The organism is Kocuria tytonicola, from assembly GCF_003687175.1.
GTDB lineage: Bacteria > Actinomycetota > Actinomycetes > Actinomycetales > Micrococcaceae > Kocuria > Kocuria tytonicola.
This window is the reverse complement of record NZ_RDEX01000003.1, coordinates 155,508-181,265: the sequence shown is the minus strand read 5'-3', so window position 1 is coordinate 181,265 and position 25,758 is coordinate 155,508. Positions and strand designations below refer to the sequence as shown.

Sequence of the window (25,758 nt, the reverse complement as noted above, 5' to 3'; positions counted from 1 at the left end):
CCGCACCCGGCCGCGCCACGCGCTCGCCCGGCCGTGCGCCGTCGCCGGCCGGCGGTCTCACCCCGTGGGTTCCGGCTGGTTCCACGCGCGGGCGTAGAAGCGCGGGGAGAGGGAGGCGAGCAACTCGCTGTAGGCGGCGGGGTCGAGGGCCTGGGCCGCGTCCCGCGGGAGCTGCGGGCTGCGGACCGAGACGCCGAGCCCGGCCCGTCCGTCGCGCGGCGGGAGACCGGCGGCTTCCAGGAGGGTGGGGTACATGTCGAGCTGATTGGCGCCGGGACGCACTGGGGTCTGCTCCGTCTCCTCGGGGATCCAGATCCGGTTGAAGATGGTGCGGTCCGGGTTGTCGTCCAGCTGCTCGTGGAACGCGTCCCCGGCGCTCATGTGCTTGAGGTGGTCGCCCATGACGACCACCGAGGTGTCCTGCAGGTATCCCCGGTCCTTCATGTGCTGCACGAATCCGGCCACCTGGGTCATGGAGCACGCGAAGACCGACGTGACCTCGTTCTGCGTGTCCACGTCGCACGAGTCGTAGACGTGCACGGGCTCGTGGGTGTCCAGTGTGAGCACGGACAGGTTGAACGGCCGCCCCGTGCGCCCGGACTCCGCGTGCAGCCGGTCCACCTCGTCCCTGGCGTGCGCCATGAGGCGCTCGTCGCTCAGCCCCCAGTCGCCGCGGAAGTTCTCCGGGGGCTCGCCCGCGGCACGCCAGTCCTGCAGGCCCTTGTCCTCCGTGTACCCGTGGGTTCGCAGGAACACGTCCTTGCCGGCGAAGGAGGAGTTGGCACCGCCCAGGAAGACGTTCGTGTAGCCGTGCCGCTGCAGGACGTCCCCCAGGCACGTGACCCCGCCCAGGTACTCGCCCATCCCGCCGCCGATGTCGTTCCCGCCGCCACCCGGTCCGGAACCCTTCAGGGGGATCCCGCACTGCGTGGACACGAGCCCCGCCATGGTCCAGCCGCCGCCCTCGTACTGCTGGAAGTCGGGGACGCTGCGCCAGCCCTCGGCCTGCGTGGTGACGTCCTCGAGGGGCGCGAACGCGTTCTTCTCGAAGAGCTGGTCGTCCGCCAACGTCTGCTCACCGGACTCGAGGTAGACGACCACGAGGTTCCGCGTGCCGGAGGAATCCGTGACGGCGGGGTCCGCGTAGTAGTCGCCGATGTCCGAGGAGGACTTCGCGGCCTTGACGTACTGCTTGAGACCCACTGCGGAGGCGAACGTGGCGGAACCGCTGATCACCACGGCGGCCACCGCCAGGGCGGACGCGGAACGGGCCGCGGCGCGGGACCGGCGGGAGAGGCGCCAGGCCGGGGAGCGGCGTCGCCAGACGTGCAGTCCCGCGGCTAACGCCCCGGTGATCAGGACGGGCAGCACGCCGATCGCGGTGATGGCGACCCACACGATGGAACCGCCGCCGCCGTCGGCCTGCACGGAGACCAGGTTCAGCTTCATCTGACCCACGGAGATGGGCCCCCAGTAGTGCCGGATCACGGAGGCCGCCGCGAGCAGCACCAGACCCGCCCAGAGCAGCAGGTAGCCGGTGCTTCTGGCCAGCACCGGAGCAGCACGCCGGATCACGCGCGCGGTTCGCCCGGACATTCGTCTCCTCGTGGTCCACGTCGGTGGGCAGGGTGGCGGGCGCACACAGCGGCGCCGCAGCGCCCGCCGTCGTCTCAGCACCCGCCGGTGTCCCAGCATCCGCCGACGTCCCGGGACCGGGGGGCGGTGCTCCGTTCACCCGTTGTTCCAGGGTAGGACATTTCCCGGTCACCGGGAGGTCGCCCGCGGGGTGCGGTCTGCGCCGCGCGCCTCGCGCCTCGCGCCCACCTGCCCCCAGTCCCCTCCCACCAGAGGCGGCTATCCTGAACTCACACGCGCCACGAACACGTTGCTTCCGGCGCACTCCCCCCAAGGACACTCCCCCCATGATGCGACCGGCCACGCCAACCGCTGCCCCCGTCCAGATCCCCGGCTCCAGCGCCTCACCCGTCCTCGGCCCGGCGAGCGTGCTGCAGTCCGCCGCGTGGCAGGAGTTCCAGGGGTCCCTCGACCGCACGGCGCACCGACTGGGCGGAACGGGGTGGCAGGCCCTCGTGGTCGAGGAGCACACCGCCGTGGGCCCGCTCTGGTACGCGCCGTACGGGCCGGTGGTGGAGACCCCGGCCGTGCTCCCCGAGGCTCTGGCGTCCCTGCAGGAGGCAGCGCGGGATCACGGCATCTCCTGGCTGCGCGTGGAGCCGCAGTGCCCGCCGAGGATCGGGGCCTCGTTCTCCGACACCGTGCGCCGGCAGAACGCCACCGCGGCGTCCCTGGCCGCTGGTCTGCGGTCTCTCGGCGCACAGCCCGCACCGCGGGACATCCAGCCGGCCTTCACCCGCTGGGTGGATCTCACCCGCTCCCCCGAGGAGATCCTCAAGGCCATGACGGGCACCAACCGCAACCTGTGGCGTCGCCACCGGGACAAGGGCATCACGCTCGCCTCGTCCCACCGTGTGGAGGCCGCCGAGGAGGTGGTGGAGCTGCTGCACCGCACCGCCGGGCGCAACGGGTTCACCGCACAGTCCGGCGACTACCTGCGCACCGCCGCCCGCAGCCTGGGCCCCACCGAGAACTGCACCGCGTACACGAGCACGGTGGACGGCACCGTGGTCAGCGCGCTGCTCACCTACGACTCCCCCACCACCCGCATCTTCGCGCACTCCGGGATGGACGCCGGGGCCCGCAAGCTGCGCCCCAACCAGCCGCTGATCGCGCAGGCGCTGCTCGACGCCGCGGCGCAGGGGCAGTCCGTGGCGGACCTCTTCGGCATCGCCCCGCCGAACGACCCCGACCACCCGTGGACGGGTTTCAGCGCCTTCAAGCGGTCCTTCGGCGGCGCGGACGTGGCGCTGGGCGGAACGTGGGACGTACCGGTGTCCCTGCCGCGCTACGGCGCGTATCGGGTTCTGCGCACCGCGCGGGACACCGCGTCCACTGCACGCGCACGCGCCCGCAGTGCGGTCCAGGAGCGCAAGCGCACCACACGGGGCGGTGCGGAGCCACAGGGCTGAGGCCCCTCCGCACTCAGCGGGCTCGGGCCACCCGGTGCACCCACACGGCCTCCGCCACCAGGATGCTCAGCTCCACGCCGTCCACCGAGGGACCCCGACGCCGCGGCCCGGGTGACTCCCGCGGTGGGAGCCCTCCCCCGGGAGCCGACGCCGCGGCGTCGTCCTCCGCACGCACGCGCACCCCACGCTGGGGCAGGGACTCCGGGAGCACCCGGAGCAGAGACCCCGGACCGATGCCGTGCTGGCCGAGCAGCCGCAGGGTGCGCGGGTCCGCGTCCGAGACGCGGGTGACCCGTACGAGCGCGGGTTCGGTGACGTCGGCGAGCGGGAGCGCGCTCGGGGCCGCCACGACCCCGTCCTTCGAGGGGATCACGTCCCCGTGGGGGTCCGACCGCGGGTGGCCGAGCTTCTCGTCCAGGCGGTCGATGAAACGGTCCGTGACGGCGTGCTCGAGCACCTCGGCCTCGTCGTGCACCTCGTCCCACGGGTAGCCGAGCTCCGTGGCCAGGAACATCTCCAGGAGCCGGTGCCGGCGGACCATGTGCACGGCCACCTCCCGGCCCTGCTCCGTGAGCTGCACCGCGCCGTAGGAGGGCCGGACCACCAGGCCCTGCGCCGTGAGCTTCTTCAGGGCCTCCGACACCGTGGACGGGGCCAGCCCCATCTGGGCGGCGAGCGACGTCGTCGTCACCCGCTCCGGCTCCCACTCGCCCAGCCGCCAGATGGTCTTGACGTAGTCCTGGGTGGAGGCGCTCAGCTCGGCGGGATGCACGAGTTCAGGGTAGCGGGGTGGCGTGACGGAACCGAGGGCTCCGCATCGTCCTGGGTGCCGGTGGATCCCCAGCGGCGGCGCGCTGGTCTCAGACGGACGCTGCCCCGGAGGGCCGGTGCGTCGTCGAAGGAGCCTCGGTGCCCCGCGGCGCCGGGGGCGTGCGGCCGTCCCGCAGGGCGGTGTACTCGTCCCGCGCCACCAGGCCCTTGCGGACCTCGTCCAGCGCCGGCTCCAGGAACGTGGCGCGGTACGTGGTGTCCGTGCCGATGCTGACGATGAAGTTCAGGGCGCTGAACGCGCTCAGCACCAGGCACACCTGCACGAGCGGGAGGGAGACGGGAAGGGCCGCGAGGATGCCGTCCAGCCGCGCGGGCGGGCTGCCGATCCACTGGGTGGCGGTCACCGGGGACACCGAGAGCACCCCGAAAACCACGTAGAACACGAACACCACCACGCCCAGCAGGGTCACCTGGATGATGCTGATGAGCACGCACATGGCCGTGATGTTGGCACGCTCCAGGGGGCGCAGGTCCGTGCCGCCCTCCTGGGCGTCGTAGGTGCGGATGATCTGGGAGATCTCGTCCTTGGCGTTGAGGGTGGCCAGGGCGATGCCCAGCAGACCCATGACCCCCACGATCGCCCAGGTCCTGGCCACGGACAGCTGCGCCACCACCTGCCAGATCTCCGCGTTGAAGAACGAGAACAGCAGGGCGAGCATCAGGATGGGCAGCACGCGGCCCACCATGGACCCCAGGTGGTTCAGCTCCCGTGCGGCCCGGCGGGTGGCCCAGGAGAGGACGGTATCCACTCCCCAGTACATGGCCAGGAAGAGCAGCCCCAGGATGATCAGCACATCCCCCAGGGAGATGCCGTCCTCCGGGGAGGCCAGCCACGGAATGAGCAGCACGGTGGCCAGCAGCACCGCACCCACCACGTTTCCCACGGTGCGGGAGCAGTGGCGCAGGACCAGGCGCAGCACCCACCACGTGACGGGGAAGCAGACCATGATCAGGATGCCGACGCCCGCCAGCAGCAGGTCCTCGTCCAACGGTTGCGCCAGCTGCTCCGGGGGGACGTCCGCCATGTTGAGCACGAAGACGTCGATGCCCACCAGGCACGTCAGCACGCCCATCAGTGCGGGTGCGCTGCGGGCCAGCAGGCCGTGCAGCCGGGCTCGGGGCTCCAGCACGAGCGGCAGACCAAGACCGCGGAGCTCGGAGCGCAGGGTTTCCACCCGGGGCGTGGGGGCGAGTGAGTGACGGGGCATGGGATCATCTTTGCGGACATCGGCGGGGGCGGCCAGTCGGCGCGGCACCGCCCCTGCTGCTGACCCCTGCCCCCCCGCCCCCTGCCCCCCTGCAATAACGGAGCAGATGCAGAAAACGGGTCCGGATTCTGCATCTGCTCAGTTGTTGCGGCGCCCGGCAGGCGGTGCGGACGGCGGCATGCCGAGTGTCGCGCGCTCCCGCCCTACGACCACAGGGGATGGATTTCCCACCCCTCCGGCGCCCCCATGGTTGTGATGTCCAGGCGCGCCACGGTGGGAAACGTTTTCAGGACCGCCGGCAGCAACCATGGATTGCCCACGTCCAGACTCCGAAGGAGATGCTGCACCGTGGTGAGCTGCAGGAAAGACCGGTCGTTGCCACTTTCGGCCACCGCGGTCAGCTGCGGGTGGCCCGAGCGCGGCATTTTGGGGATGAGCGTGTACACCCGGTTGAACAGCCGCCCGTGGTGCGCGGCGTAGTTGCGCAGCATGTTCAAGGACTTCAACCAGGATCCGAACTGGGCGCTGGTGAGGCCCACCGCATCGGCCACGGTGCCCTGAACCTTCAGCGGAGAGAGCCGGTACAGGACAGAGAGACCGCCCCAGTCCATGACCTCGACGGCCGCCCAGATGGGCAGCACACCGCTGTAGTGCTGGCGGTGGTGCGCCACGAAATCCTCACGTGAACGGGCGACCTCGTCAGTGTGGCGCTTGATCCACCGCTGGTACTCCGGGGAAGGTTCGGACGCGCTGCCCTGTTGCCTGGCGTTGGGTCCCAGCAGCTCCGGGTGCAGATGCGCACACGGGTCGATTCGCCCCAGGTGGTGCCCGAGCAACGCCCGGACGGCGAGTTCCACGGGTCCGAGTGTGGAGAGGACTACCGCTCGCAACCGGGCATCGAAGTCGTAGAGCGCCATGACGTCGTCAAAGGTCGTCCCGTGAACGAACGTATTGCTTCTGCCCTCACCGTCTGCGCTCCGCTGCCGGTAGGGATACCAGTAGCCACTCAGACGGTAGTAGTTGGTGGTGCGCAGCAACCGCTCGGCCCGGTCGCGGTCACCCACCTGCATGCCGCGCGACTCCAGCAGACGCACCTGGTCAGCGTACGTTCGAAAGACCTTGGGTGGCCTTCCTCCGTGAGGGTCATCACCGTGCAGCTGCATGTCATCGTGCTACGCAAAAAGAGGACCGGCCCTGGCCCCCCTGAGGGGCGGAACCGGTCTTGATGGCCCAAGTGTATAGCGTGAAATACACACTGACCACCCACACTGCGCCCGCCTCACACCGCCCCGGGCAGCCCCTTCACGATCTCCACGGTCCGCACGCTCACCGTGGTCACCCGCTTGATGAGGTCCACGATGTAGCGCGGGTCCTCGTGCTCCAGCGCCCAGTCGTTGGGGTCGTTCACGATCCCCGACGCCTTGTCCGTCTTCACCCGGTACCGGTCCAGCAGCCACTCCAGCCCGGAGCGCGAGCCCAGCACGTACTCGTGGGCGGCGTCCGGGATGCCGCTGAGGGTGATGTTCCCGTTGTAGACGATCACCGAGCGATCCTTGGCCCTGCCGCGGCCGCCCCAGCGCATGGTGCCCACGCGGTAGAACGCGGGATCGGACTCGTCCCCCATGCCGTGCGACTCCGTGAGCGGGTACGGCTCCACGGTCTCGTAGCCGATGTGCAGGTCCATGAGCTCCCGCCCCGCCGCCGCGTACGCCCGAAAGTCCTCGGCGGAGCCCGGCAGCGGGATGCGCGGCAGCTGGCGCTTCAGGTCCGCCGCGTACGTCTGCCGGTAGACCGGGTCGTGCAGCTGCGCGTACACGCTCGCGAAGATCTCGTCCTTGCTCACACCCTCCCCGAACGCCTCGGTGTAGCGCGCCAGGGTCGCGTCACTCACATTGTCGAGCCGCCGGTATCCCCCGACGACGACGCCGCTCTCGCCCTCCCCCAGCCCCAGGTCCAGTTCCGTGGGCTCCTCGTCCTCGGCCGGGGTGTCCACGGGCTCGTAGGTGTAGCGGGGGAAGAACTGGCCGCTGCTGCTGCCCCAGAGTGCGAGATCCGGGATCGCGTCGGTTGCTAAGACCGAGAATGGCTTGTCCGATCCGGCACCGACCACGTAGAACCCATAGTTCTCGTGCTCCGGGGTCGGGAACATCTTGGGCAGCTGGTACCGACGTTCATTGAGGTGCTTGTCAAAGTAGGCCATTTGCTTGCTGAACGGGCGATAAACGCTGCGGCGAATCCCTGTTCTCTGGAACTCAAGTCGCCGATTCGCGGCGATGTCACCCAACAAGCCACTGGACCAACTAATCCGCTGAGGATCGTAGTCAACGCTTTGCTTGGCTTCCCGCACCCTTTCCGTAGCCGTCCCTCCTGAAGGCGTTGTTACTTCAGCCATTTCGTTGAAGTAATCAATGGTGGAGCGGACGTTATTGGCGAGAACCGTCGCGGAGTAGTTAAAGCACCACGGATCTCGACCCGTGGCCACCCCACGGCTGTGGAGGTCAAAGATCCTGGGAGCGGCATCAGTGTTTGTGCGGTCCCCCAACGGCGCATATTCCTGGAACTCGTCCGTGGACTGGTTGAGCCACTCCCCCTTGGCGTTGGGGCGCAGAGTCTGCCAGGCGTCGTCGTCGAGTGTGGCAGTGGCAATGAGTTCCAGCTTCTTCTCGCGTGAGAGGTAGTCCCCGATGTCCCGGTAGTGCAGCTCGCAGTCCCCGGTGTGGGCAGGGTCTTTCACGGCGAGCAGCACCGCCACGGTGGCGCGGCTGCCGCTGCCAAAGACCTTGCCGCCCTCGCGCCGCGACTGCTCACCCGCCGTACGCTGGTTGCCCCGGAAGTTGAACACGTGGAGGTGGTCGAAGTCCGTGACCAGCGACTTGCGGATGCCGTCCGCCGAGTTCCCGTCGATGTACCCGCCATTGGTCACGTACGCCAGGATGCCCCGGTCCCCGATCCGGTCAGAGCCCCAGCGCAGGGCGCGCACGTAGGAGTCGTAGAGGCTGTTCTTGTTCTGCCCACTCCCCATTGCCGCATACGTGTCCCGGATTCGCGCGTCGAGCGTGGGATAGGCCAGGTTCGCGTTGTTGTCGTTCGCACTCGTCTGCCCCACCGAGTAGGGCGGGTTGCCCACGACCACCCGGATGTCCGCATCCAGCTGCTTCTGGGCTCGGAAGTTGTTGCCCGTGAACACCTCGCTGTCGATCACGTCCCGGTCCTCGGACATCTGGAAGGTGTCCCCCAGCACGATCCCCTCGAACGGGACGTACATACCGCCCTGCACACCGTGGTACGTGGCCTCGATGTTGATGGCGGCAATGTAGTAGGCCAGCAGCATGATCTCGGTGGCGTGCAGCTCCTCCGCGTACTTGCGGGCGAGGTCGTGGGGTTCGATGATGCCGGACTCGATGAGCCGCACCATGAACGTGCCGGTGCCCGTGAACGGGTCCAGCACGTGCACGTCCCGGTCCGTGAGCCCCACCCCGAAGTGCCGGCGGGAGAGCTCGTCCACCGAGCGCAGGATGAAGTCCACGATCTCCACCGGGGTGTACACGATCCCCATGGCGTCCGCCTGCTTGGGGAACGCCTTGGTGAAGAAGTTCTCGTACAGCTCCGTGATGATGCGCTGCTTGCCCTCGGGGTTGTCGATCCCCGTGGCGCGGCGCTGCACGCTGTCGTAAAAGGACTGCAGCGTGGCCGTCTCGGACTCCAGGTTGTTCCCGGCCAGCGTGTCCACCATCCGCTGCATCACCACGGACACCGGGTTGTGCGCGGCGAAGTCGTAGCCCTCGAACAGCGCGTCGAACACCGGCTTGGTGATCAGGTGCTGGGACAGCATGGAGATCGCGTCCGTGGTGGAGATGCCGTCGTTGAGGTTGGCCCGCAGCGCCGTCACGAACCTCTCGAACTGCTCCGCGACCTCCGGGGAGGGGTCCTGGGTGACCAAGGCGGTGATCCGCTCGGTGTGCTTGGCCGCCACCTCGGCAATGGTTGCGGACCAGTTCTCCCAGTACTCGCGGTCCCCCACCTTCTGCACGATCTTGGCGTAGATGGCGTCCCGCCACTCCTGCGCGTTTTCGAACGGCAGGTCCAGCACGGTCTGCTCGCCGTTCTGGTCGGTGGGGACCACCACCGTGGAGTCGTCGTCCACGGTCACCGGGATCACGTCCAGGCGGTCGTCGCGGTCCTGGTTGAGGTCGATGTGGTTGACCATCGCCTCGAAGCGGTCGTCGTGCGAGCGCAGCGCGTTGAGCACGGACCAGATGACCTTGTACTTCTTGCTGTCCTTCAGCGCGGCCTCCGGAGCCACCCCGGAGGGGATGCCCACGGGCAGGATGATGTACCCGTAGTCCTTGTCCTTGGCCCGGCGCATCACCCGCCCCACGGACTGCACCACGTCCACCTGTGAGTTGCGGGGGTTGAGGAACATCACCGCGTCCAGGCTGGGCACGTCCACACCCTCGGAGAGGCACCGCGCGTTGGTGAGGATGCGGCACTCGTCCTGCTCCGGCTCGGCCTCAAGCCACCGCAGCCGGTCCCCGCGCTGCGCCACGTTCATGGTGCCGTCCACGTGCTGCGCGCGCAGCAGCAGGTCCTGCGGGTCGTCCTGCACCAGCTGCTCGCTCACGCGCTCCAGGGCACGGGCCACCCGCTCGGACTCCCGGATGTTGGCGGCAAACGCCACCGCCCGCCGCAGAGGAGCTACGCCGCCCGGGCCGCGTGCGGCGTCGTCGTCTGGGGGGGGGGGCAGGCGTGGAACCCCGCGTGGACAGGCCCTTCCAGCACCCGACCATGCGGGCGACGTCGTCAATGCTCAGCTGGCCGTCCTCGTCCGTGAGCAGCTCCTGGAACTGGCGCGTGATCGCGGCCTCGTCCACGGCCAGGACCATGACCTTGTAGTCGCTGAGCAGCCCCGCCTCCACGGCCTGCCCGAAACCCAGGCGGTGAAACTCGGGGCCGAACAGGGCGGCGTCGTCCATGGACGCAACCGCCACCGAGTTCTCCTGTGCCTTCTTCTGGACGCTCTCGTCGAACACGCGCGGGGTGGCCGTCATGTAGAGCCGCTTGGCGCCGCGCAGGAAGGACTGGTCGTGCACGCGCACGAACGCCGAGTCCTCGTGGCCGGCCAGGGTGGCGCCCGTGGTGCGGTGGGCCTCGTCGCAGACCACCAGGTCGAAGTCCGGGAAGCCCATCCCCTGCGCCTCGTGCAGCACGTCGATGGACTGGTACGTGGAGAACACCACCGTGCGCCCAGGGTGGTCCGGGAAGCGGTGGAGCTGGGTCATCAGGCGCTCCGCGCTCGTGGTGGCGGGCAGTGCCAGGTCCGTGGTGGAGATGTCGTCCGAGGTGTTCTTGCCCACCTTCACGTCCGAGCACACAGCGAACGCCCGGAACGGCTCCGCGGCATCCCGCTTCCACTCCGTGAGCGTCTGGGACAGCAGGGAGATGGACGGCACCAGGAACAGCACCGTGGCGTTCGCAGGCGTCTGCTCCTGCATGATCTGGAGGGACGTGTACGTCTTGCCCGTGCCGCACGCCATGATCAGCTTGCCGCGGTCGTGCTCCCGGAAGCCCTCCCGCACCGCCGCCATGGCCTGCAGCTGGTGCGGGCGCGGGGACTTGCCCTCGTCCGTGCGCACCATGTGCTCCGGCTGGTCCAGGTTGAACTGCGTCCAGTCGATGGGTGCGTCCGCAAGCTGCGCCAGGCCCACCGTGGACCACGGCTTGTCCAGGTTCTCGATGGTCTTGCGGGCGTTGCCGCCCAGCTCCTTCAGGGACGTGGAGACCATCAGCCGCTCCCCGAACTCCGCAGTGGCGGAGGCGGAGATGAACGAGTCGATGTCACCCTTGGCAATCGCCTTGTCCGGGTCCTTGAACTTGCACTGGATCGCAACCTTCTCACCGGTGTCCGCCCGCACCCCCACCAGGTCCACGCCGATGTCCGCGCGGTTGCCGCGCTCCGGGTACTCGTTCCACAGCCACACGTTGGAGAACGAGTACGCCTGGTCCGTGAGCAGGTAGGAGCGCATCAGCCGCTCGAACTTGTCCCCGCGGTCACGGGTGTCCAGCGCCCCGTAGTAGAGCTTGTCGAGCAGTTCTCCGAAGGCGTCCTGGGTCATGCCGTTCATTATTCATGGACCTGCGGGGGCTGCCGGGGTCCCACGCCGAACCCGGTTCCCCCGGGCGTCCTGCCCCGGTGGCGCGTCCCCCCTGCAATAACGGAGCAGATGCAGATTCCGGAGCGGCTTTCTGCATCTGCTCCGTTATTGCACTGGGTGGTGGGGCCGGGCGCCACACCGGCGGGCGCACCTCACCGGCGGGCGCCCCGGTTCAGCCCCTCACTCGTACGTGTAGAAGCCCTGCCCGGAGCTGCGGCCCATGTGGCCCTGGTCGATGTACTCCCGCTTGACCCGCTCCGCGACCCGCCGGGACTCCTCGGTCCCCGCGTTCATGTTGATCTGGTAGTAGGTCTCCATGCCCACGTGGTCCAGGATCTGGAACGGTCCCAGGGGTGAGCCCGTGGCGGTGCGCCAGGTCTTGTCGATCTCCTCGGCCTGCGCGATGTCGTTGACCCACAGGTGGGATGCGGCGGTGAGGAAGGGCACCAGCAGCGAGTTGAGGATGTAGCCCGCCTGCTCCTTCTGGATGTGGATGGCCACCATCCCGATCTGCTCCGCGAACGCCAGCACGGCGTCCACCGCGGCGGGATCCGTGCCCGCGTGGCCCATGACCTCGCCGGTGTTGTTGCGCCACACCTCGTTGGCGAAGTGCAGGGCCAGGAACCGCTCCGGGTGCCCCGTGGCCTCCGCGATGTCGCTGGGCAGCAGGGTGGAGGAGTTGATGCAGAAGATGGTCTTCTCCGGCGCCACTTCACCGATCTGTGCCCAGACCTTCTTCTTCAGCTCCAGGTTCTCGGGGACGGCCTCGATCACGATGTCCGCGTCCGCGAGTGCCGCCGCCAGGTCCGTGGTCCCGCTCAGGCGGGAGGTCGCCGCCGCCAGCTGCTCGGGTGTGGCCGCCATGTCCCGCACGTAGAGCGCCGAGAGCCGCTCCCACTTGGCGGGAAGCTTGGACACGATCTCCTCGCTGATGTCGTACACCGTCACGGTCTTGCCGAAGTACGCGGCCTGGAAGGCGATCTGCGATCCGAGCACCCCGGATCCGATCACGGTCACGTTGGTCAGTTCAGCCATGATGCTCTCCCTCACTGCTGTGCGAGCTGCGCGCGGGTTGTTCCCCGCGAGCCCCGGAGTCCACGGGCGTGGCCCCCGTCACTCACCCTACTCGCACGTAGTTTTCGCACCCCAGGGCGACGACGCCGCCTCGCCACCTCCTGCGGCGCCCTCGCCGCCGCCCGCCGGGCCCGCTGCCCCTCCCCGCCCGCGCACTAGAATCCTCGGGGCGGCACCCACGGCCCGCCCAGGATGAGGAGCACACATGAGTTCGCCGGTTTCCCCCGACCACACCCCGCCCACGCAGGACGAGCAGCACGGGCCGGGCGCGCAGGACCGGCGCGGCGGCGTCGTCGAACGCCTGGGGCTGTCCTGGACGCTGCACGGGGACGGCAAGCACGTGGCGCCCGGGGACGTGGTGACCCCGCGCGAGCGGCTGGCGTGGCCGCGGACCATCTCAATCGGAGCACAGCACGTGGTCGCGATGTTCGGTGCCACGTTCCTGGTGCCGTTGCTCACGGGCTTCCCGCCGGCCACCACGCTGTTCTTCTCCGGGATCGGCACCGTCCTGTTCCTGGTGGTCACGGCCGGGAGGGTGCCCAGCTACCTGGGGTCCTCGTTCGCGTTCATCGCCCCGATCACCGCGTCCGTGAACCAGTACGGACCGGGCGGCGCGCTGGGCGGGGTGATCATGGCCGGGGCCGCGCTGTTCCTGATCGGTCTGCTCGTGCAGGTCGCGGGCACCGGGTGGCTGCAGAAGCTCATGCCGCCCGCGGTGACCGGCACCATCGTGGCACTCATCGGCTTCAACCTGGCGCCGTCCGCCAAGGAGAACTTCACCGCCGCGCCCGTGACCGCGCTGGTCACCCTGGGCTCGATCATCCTGATCTCCGTGCTGTTCCGCGGTCTGCTGGGGCGTCTGTCCATCCTGCTGGGTGTGACCATCGGCTACCTTGCCGCCGTGCTGCGCGGCGAGGTGCAGTTCGACGCCATCCGGACCGCGTGGGAGCAGCAGGGGCTCTTCGGGCTCCCACAGTTCCAGACCCCCGAGTTCCACCTGAGCCTCGCCGGGCTGTTCGTCCCCGTGATCCTGGTGCTCGTGGCGGAGAACATCGGCCACGTGAAGTCCGTGGCCCTGATGACCGGCGACAACCTGGACCCGTACACCGGCCGCGCCATCATGTCCGACGGCCTGGCCACCATGATCGCCGGCGCCGGGGGCGGCTCCGGCACCACCACGTACGCGGAGAACATCGGCGTCATGGCCGCCACCCGGGTCTACTCCACCGCCGCGTACTGGGTGGCCGCCCTCGTGGCCCTGCTGCTGAGCGTCACCCCCGTGTTCGGTGCGGCCGTGGCCACCGTTCCCCAGGGGGTCCTGGGCGGGGCCGCCACCGTGCTCTACGGCATGATCGGCATGCTCGGCGTGCGCATCTGGGTGCAGAACCGCGTCGACTTCTCCAACCCCGTGAACCTCACCACCGCGGCGGTCGCCATGATCGTGGGCATCGGCAACTACACGTGGTCCGTGGCCGGGCTCGACTTCGCGGGCATCGCCCTGGGCACCGCCGCCGCCCTGGTGGTCTACCACCTCATGGCCACCATTGCGCGCGCCCGCGGCTCGGTGGGCTCGGACCCGCTCACCCCGGACACCTCGCAGAGCCCCTCGCCGCTGGGCTGAGCCCGCCCCGGCGGACGACGACGCCGCGCGGCCACCTCCCTGCGCCCCGCCACAGTCCCGCCCCCGCACGGCACGTCGCCCCGCACACGTTCTCGTGTGCGGGGCGACGGCGTCTGTGGGGATCTGTGGAGTGGGAGCCTGTCGGATCAGACCCGGATGGGCAGCTCCGACTTCTCGGACACGAGCGCCCGGATGCGGTCCTGGTCCACCTCCGCCACGGTGGCCGGTTCCCACTGCGGGGTCTTGTCCTTGTCCACCACCATGGCGCGTACGCCCTCGATGAAGTCGTGGCCCACGGCGGTGTCCTCCGCCATGCGCAGCTCGCGCTGAAGGCAGGACACCACGTCGTCGTCCTCGGAACCCTTGTTGAGCAGCTCGAACACGCGGGACAGGGACGTGGGGCTCATGCCGTCCAGGGCGGAACCGGCCCGGGCCACGACCTCCTCGAGGGTGTCCCCGGAGTACGTCTGCACCATCTCGTCCCAGCGGCCCAGCAGCTCGGACTCGGGAGCGTCCTTCCCGAAGCGCTCCACGGCGGCGTCCACACCATCGGTCTGCACGGTCTGCACGAAGGCGTCCACGTCCGAGGAGTCGATGAACACGTCCGCCAGGCCCAGGGCAATGGCGTCCGCCCCGGTGATCCGCACACCGCCCAGCCCGAGGTACCGGGCCACGGCGAGGGACTCGCGGCGGGCGGCGGCGTCGTCGATGCCCGCCCCGGCGCCGCGGGTCACGCGCGGCAGGAAGAAGCTGGCCCCCACGTCCGTGAAGAAGCCGATGGCGGTCTCCGGCATGGCCATGACCGTGGTCTCTGTGACGATCCGGTGCGAACCGTGGACCGAGAGCCCCATGCCGCCACCCATCACGATCCCGTTCATCATGGCCACGTACGGCTTGGGGTAGCGGGCGATCACCGCGTTCATGGAGTACTCGGTGCCGAACGCGTCCCGGATTTCGTCCTCGTGACCCTCCAGCGCGGCGGTGCGCACCTCCTTGATGTCACCGCCCGCACAGAACGCCTTGGGCTGCTCGGAGCGCACGACCACCTCCGTGATGGCGGGATCGTCACGCCACATCTGCAGGGCGTCCACCAGCTGGTGGTACATGCTGCGGTTCAGGGCGTTGAGCGCCTTGTCACGGGTGAGGGTCAGCAGCCCGGTGTGGCCCTGGATCTCCGCACGGACGAACGATTCTTCGGTTGCCTTCATGGGGCCCATGCTAGTCAGCGGGCGCGGGGGATGTCGCGGGCGTCACAGGCGGGCGCGCCCCCGCACCACGCACGCACCGGTGTGCCGCGCCGTCAGGACGCGGCGCACGCTTCCCCGGGGATCGTGGCCTCCCGCGTGGTGAAGGCCTGGGCCCGCACGGCGCGGACCGTGGCGACGGCGCAGAGGGTCCAGGTGCAGAGCAGGACCAGGCACACGGCGTCGGACGCGAGGCCGAACGCGCGCACCCGCGTGCCGCCCTCCAGCCCGTGCAGCCCCAGGCACACGGTGCCGATGGGGAACGTGAGCGCCCACCAGCCCGGCGAGTAGGGCATGCCGCCGCGGAAGCCGCGCACCGTCATGGCCGTGGCCCACACGATCAGGGGGATGCCGCACGTGAGCATGGCCATGCCGTAGCCGTTCGCGAGCTGCACGAGCGTGCCCGTGTCCTCGGGGAGCACGAAGCGTTGCGCCTGCACCGCGAGCGCCTGGGCCGCGGCGGTGGACTGGCCCACCACACCGAGCGGGATCCACGCGCTGGTGGAGGCCGCCAGCGGCAGCGGGGCCACGCGCCAGTGGTGGTGGTAGGCCACCGCGAAGACCACGAACCCCAGCACGAGCGCCAGGAAGAAGCACGCCACGGCCACGATCACCAGCAGCAGCTGGGGCTGCCGGGTGGCCAGGTGCGGGACCAGGGCGGCGCCGGTGGTCGCGGAGACCATGGGCGGCACGATGGGCAGTCCCCACGTGGTGGAGGGCGAGCCCACCTCCCGGCCGATCAGCCGCGTGGCGAAACCGAGGGCCGTGAGGACGCCCAGCACGGTGCCCGCGCTCCACAGCACCCCGTCCACGGCCCACGCCGTAGACGCCAGCGCGGGCCAGTGCGCGGGGACCACGGTGGCGGTCGCCGAGCCCAGGGAGAGGACGCCCATGGACACCATGCCCCACGTGGCCAGCACGGGAAGATCGCGGATGGTGTCCGCGAGCACGCCCGGGCGGCGCACGATCCGCAGGCCGAACGCCGCCGTCAGCCCCACGAACACGCACCACCCGACGACCAGCAGCCCGACGGCGAGCCACCGCCCGCCGGGGAGGTCCCCGGCGAGCGTCTGCATCAGGGTCGCCAGGATGCCCGTGCCCATGAGGGAGCCGTACCACTGCGGACCCGGCGGGGGCAGCGGCAGGGAACGGGGTCCCGGAGTTCCGGAAGGCTCGGCACACCCGGCGGACCCGGGGTCACGGGGGACCTCGGCGCCCACGGTGGGTTCCGCGCCCCCAGGGGCCACGGCGGCCTCGGTGGGCCCGGTGGTCCCGGCTGGTTCGGAGATTCCGGAGCCCGTGACGGACGTGGTGGGCTCGGCGATGGCAGAGACCATGACTGGCGTGGCGGGAGCGGTGCGCAGGGCGGGCTTGGCGGGCCGGCGGGCGCCGGAAGACGTGGGAGTGTCGGAGGCCCTGGCGGACCCGACGGACGCGGAGATCGATGCTGCGGGGCGGCTCATGGTCCCAGGATCCCGCGCGTCATCCGCCCGCCGGTAGCCCCCGGTTCCACATGCTGGGTATATCTTGCGGATATGTCTCACTGGCCGGACCTCGCTGCTCTGGAACTCCTTGTGGCCGTCGCGGACCACGGCAGCCTGGCCGCCGGCGCCCGTGCCGTGGAGATGGCGCAGCCCAATGCGAGCCGCTCCATGGCCCGGCTGGAGCGTTCCGTGGGCGTACCTCTGCTGCAGCGCTCCACCCGCGGGTCCACCCTCACCCCGGCAGGGCTGCTCGTCACGGACTGGGCGCGGTCGGTGGTCACGGCGGCACGCCGGCTCGTCGACGGCGCCGCCCTCCTCGGTCAGGACGCGTCCGGGACACTGTCCCTGAGGGTCTCCGCGAGTCAGACCGTGGCGGAGCACCTGCTCCCGCGCTGGCTCGCCGGTGTGCGTTCCGCCTTCCCCGACTCCCGGGTGCAGGTGACCGTGCACAACTCCCACGACGTGGTGCAGGACGTCTTGCACGGCACCGCCGACGTGGGGTTCATCGAGAGCCCCAAGCCGCCCTCCGGGGTGCACCGCGCGGTCGTGGCCCGGGACGAGCTGGTGCTCGTGGTGCACCCGCAGCACCCGTGGGCCGCCCGTCACGATCCGGTGAGCACCGCCGAGCTCGCCGCCACCCCACTCATCACCCGTGAGGCCGGGTCCGGCACCCGCATGGCACTGGACGAGGCCCTGGGCCGGCCCGTGGAGGCTCTGCTCGAGATGCCCAGCAACGCCGCAGTGAGGGTCAGTGTGCAGGCCGGTTCCGCACCGGCGGTGCTCAGCCGGCTCGCGGTGGAGGACGCCCTGGCCGCCGGAACCCTCGTCCAGGTCCCGGCCGTGCTGGACCTGCACCGGGAGCTGCGTGCCGTGTGGATCGGCCCCCGCCGGACGCAGGGCCTCGCGGCGGAACTGATCGCGGAGGCGCAGCGGACGGGCTGCGGGTCCGCACGGGGTCGGCCAGTGGCGCCCTGACCCCTGAGGTGCAGAACTGCCCACGCCCGGGCCCCACGGACCGTCAGAACCTCTCCTCACACACGGTCCGCGAACCGGCTCAGCCCGCCTCCTCCAGCGTGGGCACGTGGCGCAGCAGGGACCGCGTGTAGCCGTGCCGGGGGTTGCGCAGCACGGCGTCCGTGGGGCCGTACTCCACGAGCTTGCCCTTCTCCAGCACGGCCAGCTTGTGCGAGATGTGCCGGGCGAGCGCGATGTTGTGGGTCACGAACAGCATGGCCAGCCCGCGCTCGTGCTGCAGCTCCCGCAGCAGCTCGATCACGGAGGCCTGCACGGACACGTCCAGCGCCGAAGTGATCTCGTCGCACACCAGCACGGACGGCGCGTTCACGAGGGCGCGCGCCACCGCGGCACGCTGGCGCTCGCCACCGGAGAGCTCGCCGGGCCGCCGGTCGATGTAGCTGCGCCCGAGCCGCACCGCGTCCAACGCGTCCGCCACGGCCGCCCGCCGCTGCTCCCGGTTCATGCCGCCGGTCATCTGCAGCGGCACCTGCAGGGAGTCGCCGATAGTGCGGCGCGGGTTCAGGGAGGAGAACGGGGACTGGAACACGTACTGGATCCGCCGCCGCTGCTCGGTGGTCCGCCGCCGCGTGCTGGGCGCGAGCACCTGTCCGTCCAGCAGCACCTCGCCGGTGTAGCCCGCGTTGAGCCCGGCCACGATGCGGGAGAGGGTGGTCTTCCCGGACCCGGACTCCCCCAGCAGCATGGTGGTCTGCCCGGCCGCGAGGTCCAGGTCGATCCCGTCCAGGATCACCGCCGGCCCGTACGCCATCCGCAGTCCCCGCACGCTCACCACGGGATGGTTCCCACCCCGGGACCCGACGACGCCGTCCGCGTTCCCACCGGGCGTCGCAGCACCCGTGGCGGGGCCGTCACCGGCGGTGGTCCCCGCTCTGCCGTCGACAGCCGGCGCCGGACGTTCCTCGACGCCGTGCCCTCCGGCGTCCGTACCGGCAGCCGCCGCGGTGGAGCCCTGCGCACCGGTGCTCGGCGGCTGATCCCCGCCTGTCCCCGGCTCCGGGGTTCCCGGCTCGGCCGACGTGCCCGAAGACCGGGCCGCGCCCGCACCATCGACGTGCGGTGCGGCGTCGTCGGCCACGACGGACGGGGCGACCGGGGCGGTGTGCTCCTGCGACGCGAAGGAGGCGGTGGAGCGGCCGTCGTCCCACGGGGCGCGGATCCCCGGCTCGGGGCTGACCGCGGGACCGCCGCCCATGTCCCGCGCGCCGCGCATGTCCGGGACGGCGTCCAGCAGGGCGCGCGTGTAGGGGTGCTCGGGGTTCCGGAGCACCTCCTCGGCCGGGCCGTCCTCCACGATGGCGCCGTGGAGCATGACCGCCACGTCGTCCGCGATGCGCGCGACCACGGCGAGGTCGTGGGTGATGTAGAGCCCCGCGACGTCGTGCTTGGTGGTCAGCTGGTAGATGGTCTTGAGCACGAGGTCCTGGGTGGCCACGTCCAGGCCCGTGGTGGGCTCGTCCAGGATGATCACCGCGGGCCGGCACGCGAACGCCATGGCGATGCCGATGCGCTGCTGCTGGCCGCCCGAGAGCTGGTGCGGGAAGCGCCTCTGGTACGCGCGGTCGCTCGGCAGCCCCACCTCGGAGAGCACCTCCGCCACGCGCAGGTCCCGCTCGCGCGCGTTGCGGCCGAACTCGTGGGCCCGCAGCACCTCGGCGATCTGCTCGCCCACGCGCAGGGACCCGTTGAGCGAGAGGGCCGGGTCCTGGGGCACGTACGCGATGGTCCCGCCCCGCAGCCGGCGCATCTTCCTCTCCGACAGGGTGAGCAGGTCCACGGCGTTGCGGTGGAAGCGGGATGCGCCCTCCTGCAGCTCCACGGTGCCGCCGCGCAGCTCCAGCCCGGCGCGCAAATGGTTCATGCACGCGAGCGCCGCGGTGGTCTTGCCGGAGCCGGACTCCCCCACGAGCGCGAGGATGCGCCCGGGGCGCAGCCGGAAGCTCACGTCGTCCAGGATGAGCCCGCCGCCCGTCACCCCCACGTCCAGGTGGGACACCGTGATGGCGGTGTCCACGGTGGCGCGGGGCACCACGGTCCCGCGGGCCTTCTCCCGGGCCTTCTGCTCGGACCTTCTCATCACAGCTGCCCCTCCACGTTCTTCTCTGCCCGGCCGACGACGCCCGCAGCACCCTGCGGACCCGCGTCACCTCCGCGGCCGCCCGGGTTCCCGGCCCCGGCCGGAGAGCTGCCCTGCCCGGTCCCCCGGACCCCCCGGGTTCCTGCGGGCGCAGCGGAGTTCTTGGACTTCACGGTCTGCACCCGGCCCGCGGAGGCGCCGGCCACGGCGTCCGCGATCAGGTTGGTACCCACGGTGAGCACGGCGATCGCGATCACCGGCAGCAGCACGCCCCACGGCTGCAGGGCCAGCGCAATGCGGTTCTCGTTGATCATCAGGCCCCAGTCCGGGGTGGGGGGCTGCATGCCCAGGCCCAGGAAGGACAGGGACGCCACGGCGCCGATCGAGTAGGTCAGGCGCAGCCCCACCTCCACCATGAGCGGTCCCATGACGTTGGGGACCACGTCCCGCACCAGGATCTTCCACGGGGGCACGGCATACATCTGGGAGGCCAGCACGTAGTCCTCCGCGACCACCGCGGAGGTCGCGGAGCGGATCACGCGGGCCACGCGCGGGGCGTGTGTGATGCCGATGACCAGCACGAGCACCCACCCCTGAGGGCCGAGCACCGTGACGGCCAGCAGCGCGAACACGAGCTGCGGGATGGCGAGCAGCACGTCACCGCCGCGCATGATGAGGGCGTCCAGCCAGCCCTTGCGGAACGCGGCGAGCATGCCCAGGGCCGCACCGATCCCCACACCCACCACGGTGGCGAGCGCCGAGTACAGCAGCAGCCGCCAGCCGCCCTCCAGGAAGCGGGAGAGCACGTCACGGCCCAGGTTGTCCGTGCCGAACACCCCGGTCTGGAACGGCTTGCCCGCGAACGAGTTGGGCCCGTGGCCGGTCCACGCGGGCACCACGAACGGCCCGAGCACGGCCAGCAGCAGCACGAGCCCCGTGAGCACGAGACCCAGCTTCGCGGCGGGCTGCGTGAGCACGCGCCGCGCGAAGGACGCGGGCCGGGCGTCCCCGCGGGACTCGGAGTGCCCGAAGTCCTGGGGTGCCGGGGCGTCCGCGCCACCGCGGCGGTGCGCCTCGGAGGCGGGGTCGGCACCCGCTGCCACGGCGACGTCGCCCGCGGCCGCGGTGCCGCCGGTCTCCTGGGGCGGGGGTCCCGCCGGGTTCTGCGCGCTCATGAGCGGGACTCCGTCCGCAGCTTGGGGTTGGCAAGGATTCCGATCACGTCCGCGATCAGGTTCACGACCACGTAGAACGCGGCGATGATCATGGACAGCGCCTGGACCACCTGGACGTCACGGTTGTTCACCGCGTCCACCATGGCCTGACCGAGGCCGGGGTAGCGGAAGAGGAACTCCACCACCACGATGCCGCCGGCGAGCCACGCCAGCTGCATGGCCACCACCTGGGCCACGGGTCCGATGGCGTGGGGCAGCGCGTGCTTGAAGATCACCTGACGCTCGGGCAGCCCCTTGAGCCGGGCCATCTCCACGTATCCGGAGTCCAGCACGTCGATCATGGTGGTCCGCGTCATGCGGATCATGTAGGGCACCACCACGAGCACCAGCGTGAGGGACGGCAGGATCAGCTGCAGCGGGTAGTCCCACACCTGCATGCCGGGGGCCGCCATGGTCACCGAGGGCAGCAGCTGGAACACCGTGGTGGACAGCAGCGTGGTGAGCACCACGCCGATCACGAACTCGGGCAGGGCCGCGAGCACCAGGGAGAAGCCCGTGAGCACCTGGTCCGAGGCCCGGCCGCGGCGCATCGCGGACCAGGTCCCGAGCAGCAGCCCCACGGGAATGGCGATCACCGCCGCGATCACCATGAGCACCATGGACGCGGAGACCTTGCTGGCCAGCAGCGCGTTCACGGAACCGCCCGTGGCGGCGGAGGTGCCCAGGTCCCCGGTGAACAGCCCGCCGAGCCAGGAGAAGTAGCGGACGTACCAGGGATCGTTGAGCTGCAGCTGCTCCCGCAGCGCCTCGAGCCGCTCCGGGGTGGCCTGCTGGCCGAGGATCGCCTGGGCCGGGTCCCCGGGGAGCAGGAGGGTGAAGACGAACACGAGCAGGGACACGGCCAGCAGCACGAGGACCGAGACGGCCAGTCGCTTGAGGATCATGGCGGTCATGCGATCACTTCCCTTCCTGGGCGAGCCACAGCGAGCGCAGCTGGAAACCGCTCACGGGCATTCCCGAGCGGTGCTTGAACGCGCCGCCCACGTACTTCTGGTAGGCGTCCGCCTGGTCGAAGAACCCCCAGGCGATGTACCCGCCGCGCTCGTGCATGATCTGCTGCGCCTGGGCCACCACCTTGTTGCGCTTGCCCGGGTCCAGGGTGGCGCGGGCCTTCTTGTAGAGCGCCAGGAACTCCGGGTCCGCCCAGTGGGTCTCGTTGAACGGGGCCTTCGGCAGGGAACCCTGCGCGCTCTGCGGGAGGAAGCTGCGGGTGTACCAGAAGTCCTGCGCGAAGGGGTACTTGAGGTAGCCGTCCCCGAAGAACGTGGTGGCGTCCACGCGGCGCAGCTTCACGGTGATCCCGGCCTCGGACGCCTGCTCCGCGAAGACCTGGGCGGCCTCCACGGCGCCGGTCTGGATGGGAGCGGTCACGAGCTCCACCTCGAGCCCGTCCGGGTGCCCGGCCTCGGCCAGCAGCTTCTTGGCCCGGGCGATGTCCCGGGTGCGCTGGGGCAGCTGGGGCGTTCCGGGGTCGAAGGGCGCGTACATGTCGTTGCCCACGGTGCCGTGGCCGGAGAACACCTGCTCCACCATCCGCTCCCGGTCCACCACGAGCCGGAACGCCTGCCGCACCCGGGCGTCGTCGAACGGGGCGGTGTCCACGCGCATGGTGAACGGCAGCCAGTTGCCGGTCTGGGAGACCACGGTGTGCATGCGGGGGTCCGTGTTCACCACGTCGATCATGGCGAGCGGCAGCTGGCCCGCGACGTCCACCTGGGTGGAGAGCAGCGCGTTCACGAGCGCGTCCTGGTCGTTGAAGTTCAGCAGGTGGACCTCGTCCAGGTGCGGCTTCTCGCCCCAGTAGTCCGGATTGGCCTTCATCACGGTGAGCTGGCCCGGCTCGAAGGAGCCGAAACGGAACGGGCCGGTGCCCACGGGATTCTTGGGGTCGTAGTCCGTGGGCACGATCCCCATGGAGTTCTGCGCGGTGGAGTCCACGAACATGGCGTCCGGCTCCTCCAGCTCGAAGCGCACCGTGTGCTCGTCCACGGCCACGGAGCGCTTGAGCAGCGCCAGCCCGGCAGCCCCGGTCTTGGGGTCCTTCGGATCGGTGACGCGCCGGAACGTGTGGACGACCTCCCGCGAGGTCAGCGGACGCCCGTCGTGGAACGTCACACCCTTGCGCAGCCGGAAGACCCACGCCCTGCCGCCGTCCTCGGACTTCACCGACTCCGCGAGCCCCGGAATCAGCTTGTACTCGGGGTCGAACTCGTAGAGGCGGTCGTACAGGTTCATCACGCGCCCGCCGTCCGCGGTGCCCACCGGGGCGTTGGCATCCATGGTGTCGGAGGCGCCGCCACCCGTGGTGCCGATCCGCAGGATCCCGCCCTGCTGGGGTTCGCCCGTGGCCTCCACGGTGACCTGCCCGGGCTGCGCTCCCCCGCCGCAGCCCGCCAGCGCCAACGACGCCGCCGCGGCGCCCAGTCCCATGAAGCCGCGACGGCTGAACGGGGTGCGGCTCGGCGCGGCAAGCGGGAGGTCGGAGCCGGCCCGTGGGGCGCTGGGCCCCTCGGGTGACCGGGTGGACGGTGGCACAGGATTCATGGTTCCTCGCAGGCAGGATGGTCGCGGGCATGACGAACGGCGGAAGGGTGTCATGGGTGCCCGGTGCTCACGCGGCAGCGGTGGGCACGGGGAGGGCGTGAGCCCGGCTACGGGATCTTGCCGAGACGCGCGGCCACCACGCGGTGACCCCTCAGGGGGGTTTGGGCGGTGAGGCGGCGGTGGTAGATCGCGGACCGCGGAACCGGGTCACCGCTGCGCGCGGCGCGGGCCCAGCCGGGACCCGTCGGTTCGGCGGGGATCCGGCAGTACGCGGCCCCGGCGGCGAGGGCAGGGGTGCGGAGCATGCAGTGCACACGACCTCCTGGGCTCGTCACGACGAGATGGACACCGGGAGGGTGAGCCGGAGGTCACCCGTGGCCCCGATCACTCCCAACGTACCCCGATCCGTGCCACGGGTGGGGGAAGGGCACGGCACGGTCAGTCCTGCGGGTCCGGCGGCCACTGCTCCCGCGCCACCAGGACGTCCTTGAGCAGGTCCGCGCGGTCCGTGATGAGCCCGTCCACGCCCATGTCCAGGAGCCGGTGCATGTCCGCGGGGTCGTTGACGGTCCACACCTGCACGGACAGGCCCTCCCGGTGGGCGAGCCCCAGGAACCGCGGGGACACCACCCGCACGGTGACCCGGCGACCCAGGGGCAACCGCAGCACGTGGGTCTCGGGCAGCTGGAGGGTGTCGAACGGGACCACCACGCGGGACCACGCCGCCCGGTGGGCTCGCCACAGCACGGACGCGATCCTCGGGGACACCCGGTCCGTCAGGGGCGCCACCGCGGACACCGCGAGGAAGCCCACGGTTCCCAGCATCCCCGCGGAGGTGCGCACGCGCCGCCCGGTGAGCCGGGAGACCGTGGCGAGCGTGCGGCGTCGTCGGGAGTCGGAGAAGGAGGTCACGCGCACCCGGTCCGCGGCGTGCTCATCCGCGACCACGCGCGGGAGCGCCGCCACCGAGGCTTCGTCCTTGACGTCGATGTTCAGACGCGCGTGCGGCAGCTCTCGCAGCAGCTCGGCGAGCGTGGGGATGCCGTGTTCGCCGCCGATGCTCAGCGCCCGCAGCTGCACCCACGTGAGGTCGTTGACGTTGCCGCTCTCGCCCGTGACGCGCTCCAGGGAGGGGTCGTGGAACGCGACCACCACGCCGTCGCGGGTGGTGTGCACGTCCGTCTCCAGCCACACGAAGCCGAGGTCCGCGGCGGCACGGAAAGCGGCCATGGTGTTCTCGTGGCCGTCCGGGGAGAAGCCGCGGTGTGCGAGCGCCGCGGGGTGACGGTCCGAACCGCGTCCGGGAGCTGCCGACGGTTTCTCAGACATGGTCGTCCTTCCCTGTGGTTCCCGCTGCCGCGGGGTGCTCCCGGGCCAGGTACTCCTCGAGCACCTGCGCCACCCCGTCCGCCGTGAACGGTGGCGCGGTGCGCGCCACGGCGGCCACGACCTCCGGGTGGCCGTCGGCCATGGCGTAGCCCCGCCCGGCCCACGCGAGCATCTCGAGGTCGTTGGGCATGTCCCCGAAGGCCATGACCTCCTCCCGCGCAATGCCCAGCTCCGCTGCGTAGCGCTCCAGGGTGCGGGCCTTGGTGAGTCCGCGCTGGCCCATCTCCACCAGGGGTGCGGCCGCCACCGAGTGGGTCACGGCGAGCCGCCCGGCCACGATCTCCCGGACGCGCCGGACGTAGTGCTCCGGCTCGGCGCCGTCGAGCTTGGCGAGCAGCTTGACCACTCCGGCGCCCGGGGTGAGGCTGTCCGCGAGCGGGCCCTCCCGGACGTCCGCCACCTCCATGCGGTCCGTGCGGGACCAGCCGTGGTCCGTGTGCACGGCGTCCAGGGTCTCCGCGGCGAACAGGGAGTCCGGGAACGCGCGCCGCACGTCTTCGATCACCGGCAGCGCCTCGTGCACGCCGAACACGCTGGACCCGAGCACCCGCTGCCGTCCGGGATCCCAGATCACGGCCCCGTTGGAGCAGATGACCACCCCCACGTCGTCGAGCTGCTCGTGCAGGGGGTGCAGCCAGCGCTTGGGGCGCCCGGTCACGAACACCACCTGGATCCCGGCGTCCTGCGCTGCGGCGAGGGCCTCCAGCGTGCGCGGGCGGAACCGGAAGTCGTGGCCGAGGACCGTGCCGTCCAGGTCGCTCGCGAGCAGCCGGACGGGCGGCAGGTCCCCGGCCCCGGGGTGTTCGGGCACCGCCGC

General features: G+C 70.8%; 19 protein-coding genes. 3 read left to right on the top strand and 16 right to left on the bottom strand.

The genetic code is table 11. From position 1 onward, the window contains the following. Positions 1-57 precede the first annotated feature (57 nt). Positions 58-1,596: an LTA synthase family protein gene (locus EAE32_RS10610; protein WP_121846398.1), complete on the bottom strand. Its 1,539-nt coding sequence runs from the start codon at positions 1,594-1,596 to the stop codon at positions 58-60. A gap of 326 nt (positions 1,597-1,922) precedes the next feature. On the opposite strand from EAE32_RS10610, the gene EAE32_RS10605 reads away from it, so the two are divergent. Continuing rightward, the gene (locus tag EAE32_RS10605; protein WP_243635689.1) at positions 1,923-3,047 is read left to right on the top strand and encodes a lipid II:glycine glycyltransferase FemX; all 1,125 of its coding nucleotides are present in this window, start codon (positions 1,923-1,925) and stop codon (positions 3,045-3,047) included. A gap of 13 nt (positions 3,048-3,060) precedes the next feature. Here EAE32_RS10605 and EAE32_RS10600 read toward each other — a convergent pair whose 3' ends face one another. From EAE32_RS10600 to EAE32_RS10580, 6 genes are all read right to left on the bottom strand, one after another. Next, positions 3,061-3,819, bottom strand: coding sequence for a metal-dependent transcriptional regulator (locus EAE32_RS10600; protein ID WP_121865140.1), 759 nt, complete (start codon positions 3,817-3,819; stop codon positions 3,061-3,063). Positions 3,820-3,907: 88 nt separating this feature from the next. Next, positions 3,908-5,086, bottom strand: coding sequence for a hypothetical protein (locus EAE32_RS10595; RefSeq protein WP_121865139.1), 1,179 nt, complete (start codon positions 5,084-5,086; stop codon positions 3,908-3,910). A 203-nt stretch (positions 5,087-5,289) separates the two neighbouring features. Continuing rightward, entirely contained in the window at positions 5,290-6,180 is an 891-nt protein-coding gene (locus EAE32_RS10590) for an Abi family protein (RefSeq protein WP_243635688.1), read from the bottom strand. Between the two features lie 185 nt (positions 6,181-6,365). Further along, entirely contained in the window at positions 6,366-9,707 is a 3,342-nt protein-coding gene (locus tag EAE32_RS10585; protein WP_207803886.1) for a type ISP restriction/modification enzyme, read from the bottom strand. After that, positions 9,598-11,199, bottom strand: coding sequence for a restriction endonuclease (locus tag EAE32_RS11905; RefSeq protein WP_207803885.1), 1,602 nt, complete (start codon positions 11,197-11,199; stop codon positions 9,598-9,600). The genes EAE32_RS10585 and EAE32_RS11905 overlap by 110 nt, the downstream gene beginning before the upstream one ends. A gap of 219 nt (positions 11,200-11,418) precedes the next feature. Beyond that, positions 11,419-12,273, bottom strand: a complete 855-nt coding sequence (locus tag EAE32_RS10580) for a 3-hydroxyacyl-CoA dehydrogenase (protein ID WP_121865137.1) — start codon at positions 12,271-12,273, stop codon at positions 11,419-11,421. Between the two features lie 244 nt (positions 12,274-12,517). Here EAE32_RS10580 and EAE32_RS10575 point away from each other — a divergent pair, with 244 nt between their 5' ends. Next, positions 12,518-13,933: a uracil-xanthine permease family protein gene (locus EAE32_RS10575; RefSeq protein ID WP_121865136.1), complete on the top strand. Its 1,416-nt coding sequence runs from the start codon at positions 12,518-12,520 to the stop codon at positions 13,931-13,933. Between the two features lie 146 nt (positions 13,934-14,079). Here the strand turns inward: EAE32_RS10575 and EAE32_RS10570 are convergent, their stop codons facing one another. Together EAE32_RS10570 and EAE32_RS10565 are read right to left on the bottom strand one after the other, a co-directional pair. Then, positions 14,080-15,141 (bottom strand): enoyl-CoA hydratase/isomerase family protein, encoded by a 1,062-nt coding sequence (locus EAE32_RS10570; protein ID WP_243635687.1) that lies wholly within the window; start codon positions 15,139-15,141, stop codon positions 14,080-14,082. Positions 15,142-15,233: 92 nt separating this feature from the next. Further along, the gene (locus tag EAE32_RS10565) at positions 15,234-16,640 is read right to left on the bottom strand and encodes a TDT family transporter (RefSeq protein ID WP_243635686.1); all 1,407 of its coding nucleotides are present in this window, start codon (positions 16,638-16,640) and stop codon (positions 15,234-15,236) included. A gap of 72 nt (positions 16,641-16,712) precedes the next feature. Here EAE32_RS10565 and EAE32_RS10560 point away from each other — a divergent pair, with 72 nt between their 5' ends. Further along, the gene (locus tag EAE32_RS10560) at positions 16,713-17,636 is read left to right on the top strand and encodes a LysR family transcriptional regulator (RefSeq protein WP_121865134.1); all 924 of its coding nucleotides are present in this window, start codon (positions 16,713-16,715) and stop codon (positions 17,634-17,636) included. A 79-nt stretch (positions 17,637-17,715) separates the two neighbouring features. Here the strand turns inward: EAE32_RS10560 and EAE32_RS10555 are convergent, their stop codons facing one another. The 7 genes from EAE32_RS10555 to EAE32_RS10525 form a co-directional block, all read right to left on the bottom strand. Then, entirely contained in the window at positions 17,716-19,773 is a 2,058-nt protein-coding gene (locus EAE32_RS10555; RefSeq protein WP_121865207.1) for an ABC transporter ATP-binding protein, read from the bottom strand. Next, positions 19,773-20,948 (bottom strand): ABC transporter permease, encoded by a 1,176-nt coding sequence (locus tag EAE32_RS10550; protein WP_424321744.1) that lies wholly within the window; start codon positions 20,946-20,948, stop codon positions 19,773-19,775. Before EAE32_RS10550 ends, EAE32_RS10555 begins: the two co-directional genes overlap by 1 nt. Then, positions 20,945-21,901: an ABC transporter permease gene (locus tag EAE32_RS10545; RefSeq protein ID WP_121846109.1), complete on the bottom strand. Its 957-nt coding sequence runs from the start codon at positions 21,899-21,901 to the stop codon at positions 20,945-20,947. Before EAE32_RS10545 ends, EAE32_RS10550 begins: the two co-directional genes overlap by 4 nt. Before the next feature lie 4 nt (positions 21,902-21,905). After that, positions 21,906-23,552, bottom strand: coding sequence for an ABC transporter substrate-binding protein (locus EAE32_RS10540; RefSeq protein ID WP_240625119.1), 1,647 nt, complete (start codon positions 23,550-23,552; stop codon positions 21,906-21,908). Positions 23,553-23,659: 107 nt separating this feature from the next. Next, positions 23,660-23,857: a hypothetical protein gene (locus tag EAE32_RS10535; protein ID WP_124035177.1), complete on the bottom strand. Its 198-nt coding sequence runs from the start codon at positions 23,855-23,857 to the stop codon at positions 23,660-23,662. Between the two features lie 133 nt (positions 23,858-23,990). Further along, complete coding sequence (locus tag EAE32_RS10530) at positions 23,991-24,881, bottom strand: glycerophosphodiester phosphodiesterase family protein (protein WP_121865132.1); 891 nt, start codon at positions 24,879-24,881, stop codon at positions 23,991-23,993. Continuing rightward, complete coding sequence (locus EAE32_RS10525; RefSeq protein ID WP_240625117.1) at positions 24,874-25,752, bottom strand: HAD family hydrolase; 879 nt, start codon at positions 25,750-25,752, stop codon at positions 24,874-24,876. Before EAE32_RS10525 ends, EAE32_RS10530 begins: the two co-directional genes overlap by 8 nt. Positions 25,753-25,758: the final 6 nt, after the last annotated feature.

Coding starts and splice junctions, on each gene's coding strand:
- EAE32_RS10610 (WP_121846398.1), bottom strand. CDS start 1,596: ATGTCCGGGCGAACCGCGCGCGTGATCCGGCGTGCTGCTCCGGTGCTG.
- EAE32_RS10605 (WP_243635689.1), top strand. CDS start 1,923: ATGATGCGACCGGCCACGCCAACCGCTGCCCCCGTCCAGATCCCCGGC.
- EAE32_RS10595 (WP_121865139.1), bottom strand. CDS start 5,086: ATGCCCCGTCACTCACTCGCCCCCACGCCCCGGGTGGAAACCCTGCGC.
- EAE32_RS11905 (WP_207803885.1), bottom strand. CDS start 11,199: ATGACCCAGGACGCCTTCGGAGAACTGCTCGACAAGCTCTACTACGGG.
- EAE32_RS10580 (WP_121865137.1), bottom strand. CDS start 12,273: ATGGCTGAACTGACCAACGTGACCGTGATCGGATCCGGGGTGCTCGGA.
- EAE32_RS10575 (WP_121865136.1), top strand. CDS start 12,518: ATGAGTTCGCCGGTTTCCCCCGACCACACCCCGCCCACGCAGGACGAG.
- EAE32_RS10570 (WP_243635687.1), bottom strand. CDS start 15,141: ATGAAGGCAACCGAAGAATCGTTCGTCCGTGCGGAGATCCAGGGCCAC.
- EAE32_RS10565 (WP_243635686.1), bottom strand. CDS start 16,640: ATGAGCCGCCCCGCAGCATCGATCTCCGCGTCCGTCGGGTCCGCCAGG.
- EAE32_RS10560 (WP_121865134.1), top strand. CDS start 16,713: ATGTCTCACTGGCCGGACCTCGCTGCTCTGGAACTCCTTGTGGCCGTC.
- EAE32_RS10555 (WP_121865207.1), bottom strand. CDS start 19,773: ATGAGAAGGTCCGAGCAGAAGGCCCGGGAGAAGGCCCGCGGGACCGTG.
- EAE32_RS10550 (WP_424321744.1), bottom strand. CDS start 20,948: ATGAGCGCGCAGAACCCGGCGGGACCCCCGCCCCAGGAGACCGGCGGC.
- EAE32_RS10545 (WP_121846109.1), bottom strand. CDS start 21,901: ATGACCGCCATGATCCTCAAGCGACTGGCCGTCTCGGTCCTCGTGCTG.
- EAE32_RS10540 (WP_240625119.1), bottom strand. CDS start 23,552: ATGAATCCTGTGCCACCGTCCACCCGGTCACCCGAGGGGCCCAGCGCC.
- EAE32_RS10535 (WP_124035177.1), bottom strand. CDS start 23,857: ATGCTCCGCACCCCTGCCCTCGCCGCCGGGGCCGCGTACTGCCGGATC.
- EAE32_RS10530 (WP_121865132.1), bottom strand. CDS start 24,881: ATGTCTGAGAAACCGTCGGCAGCTCCCGGACGCGGTTCGGACCGTCAC.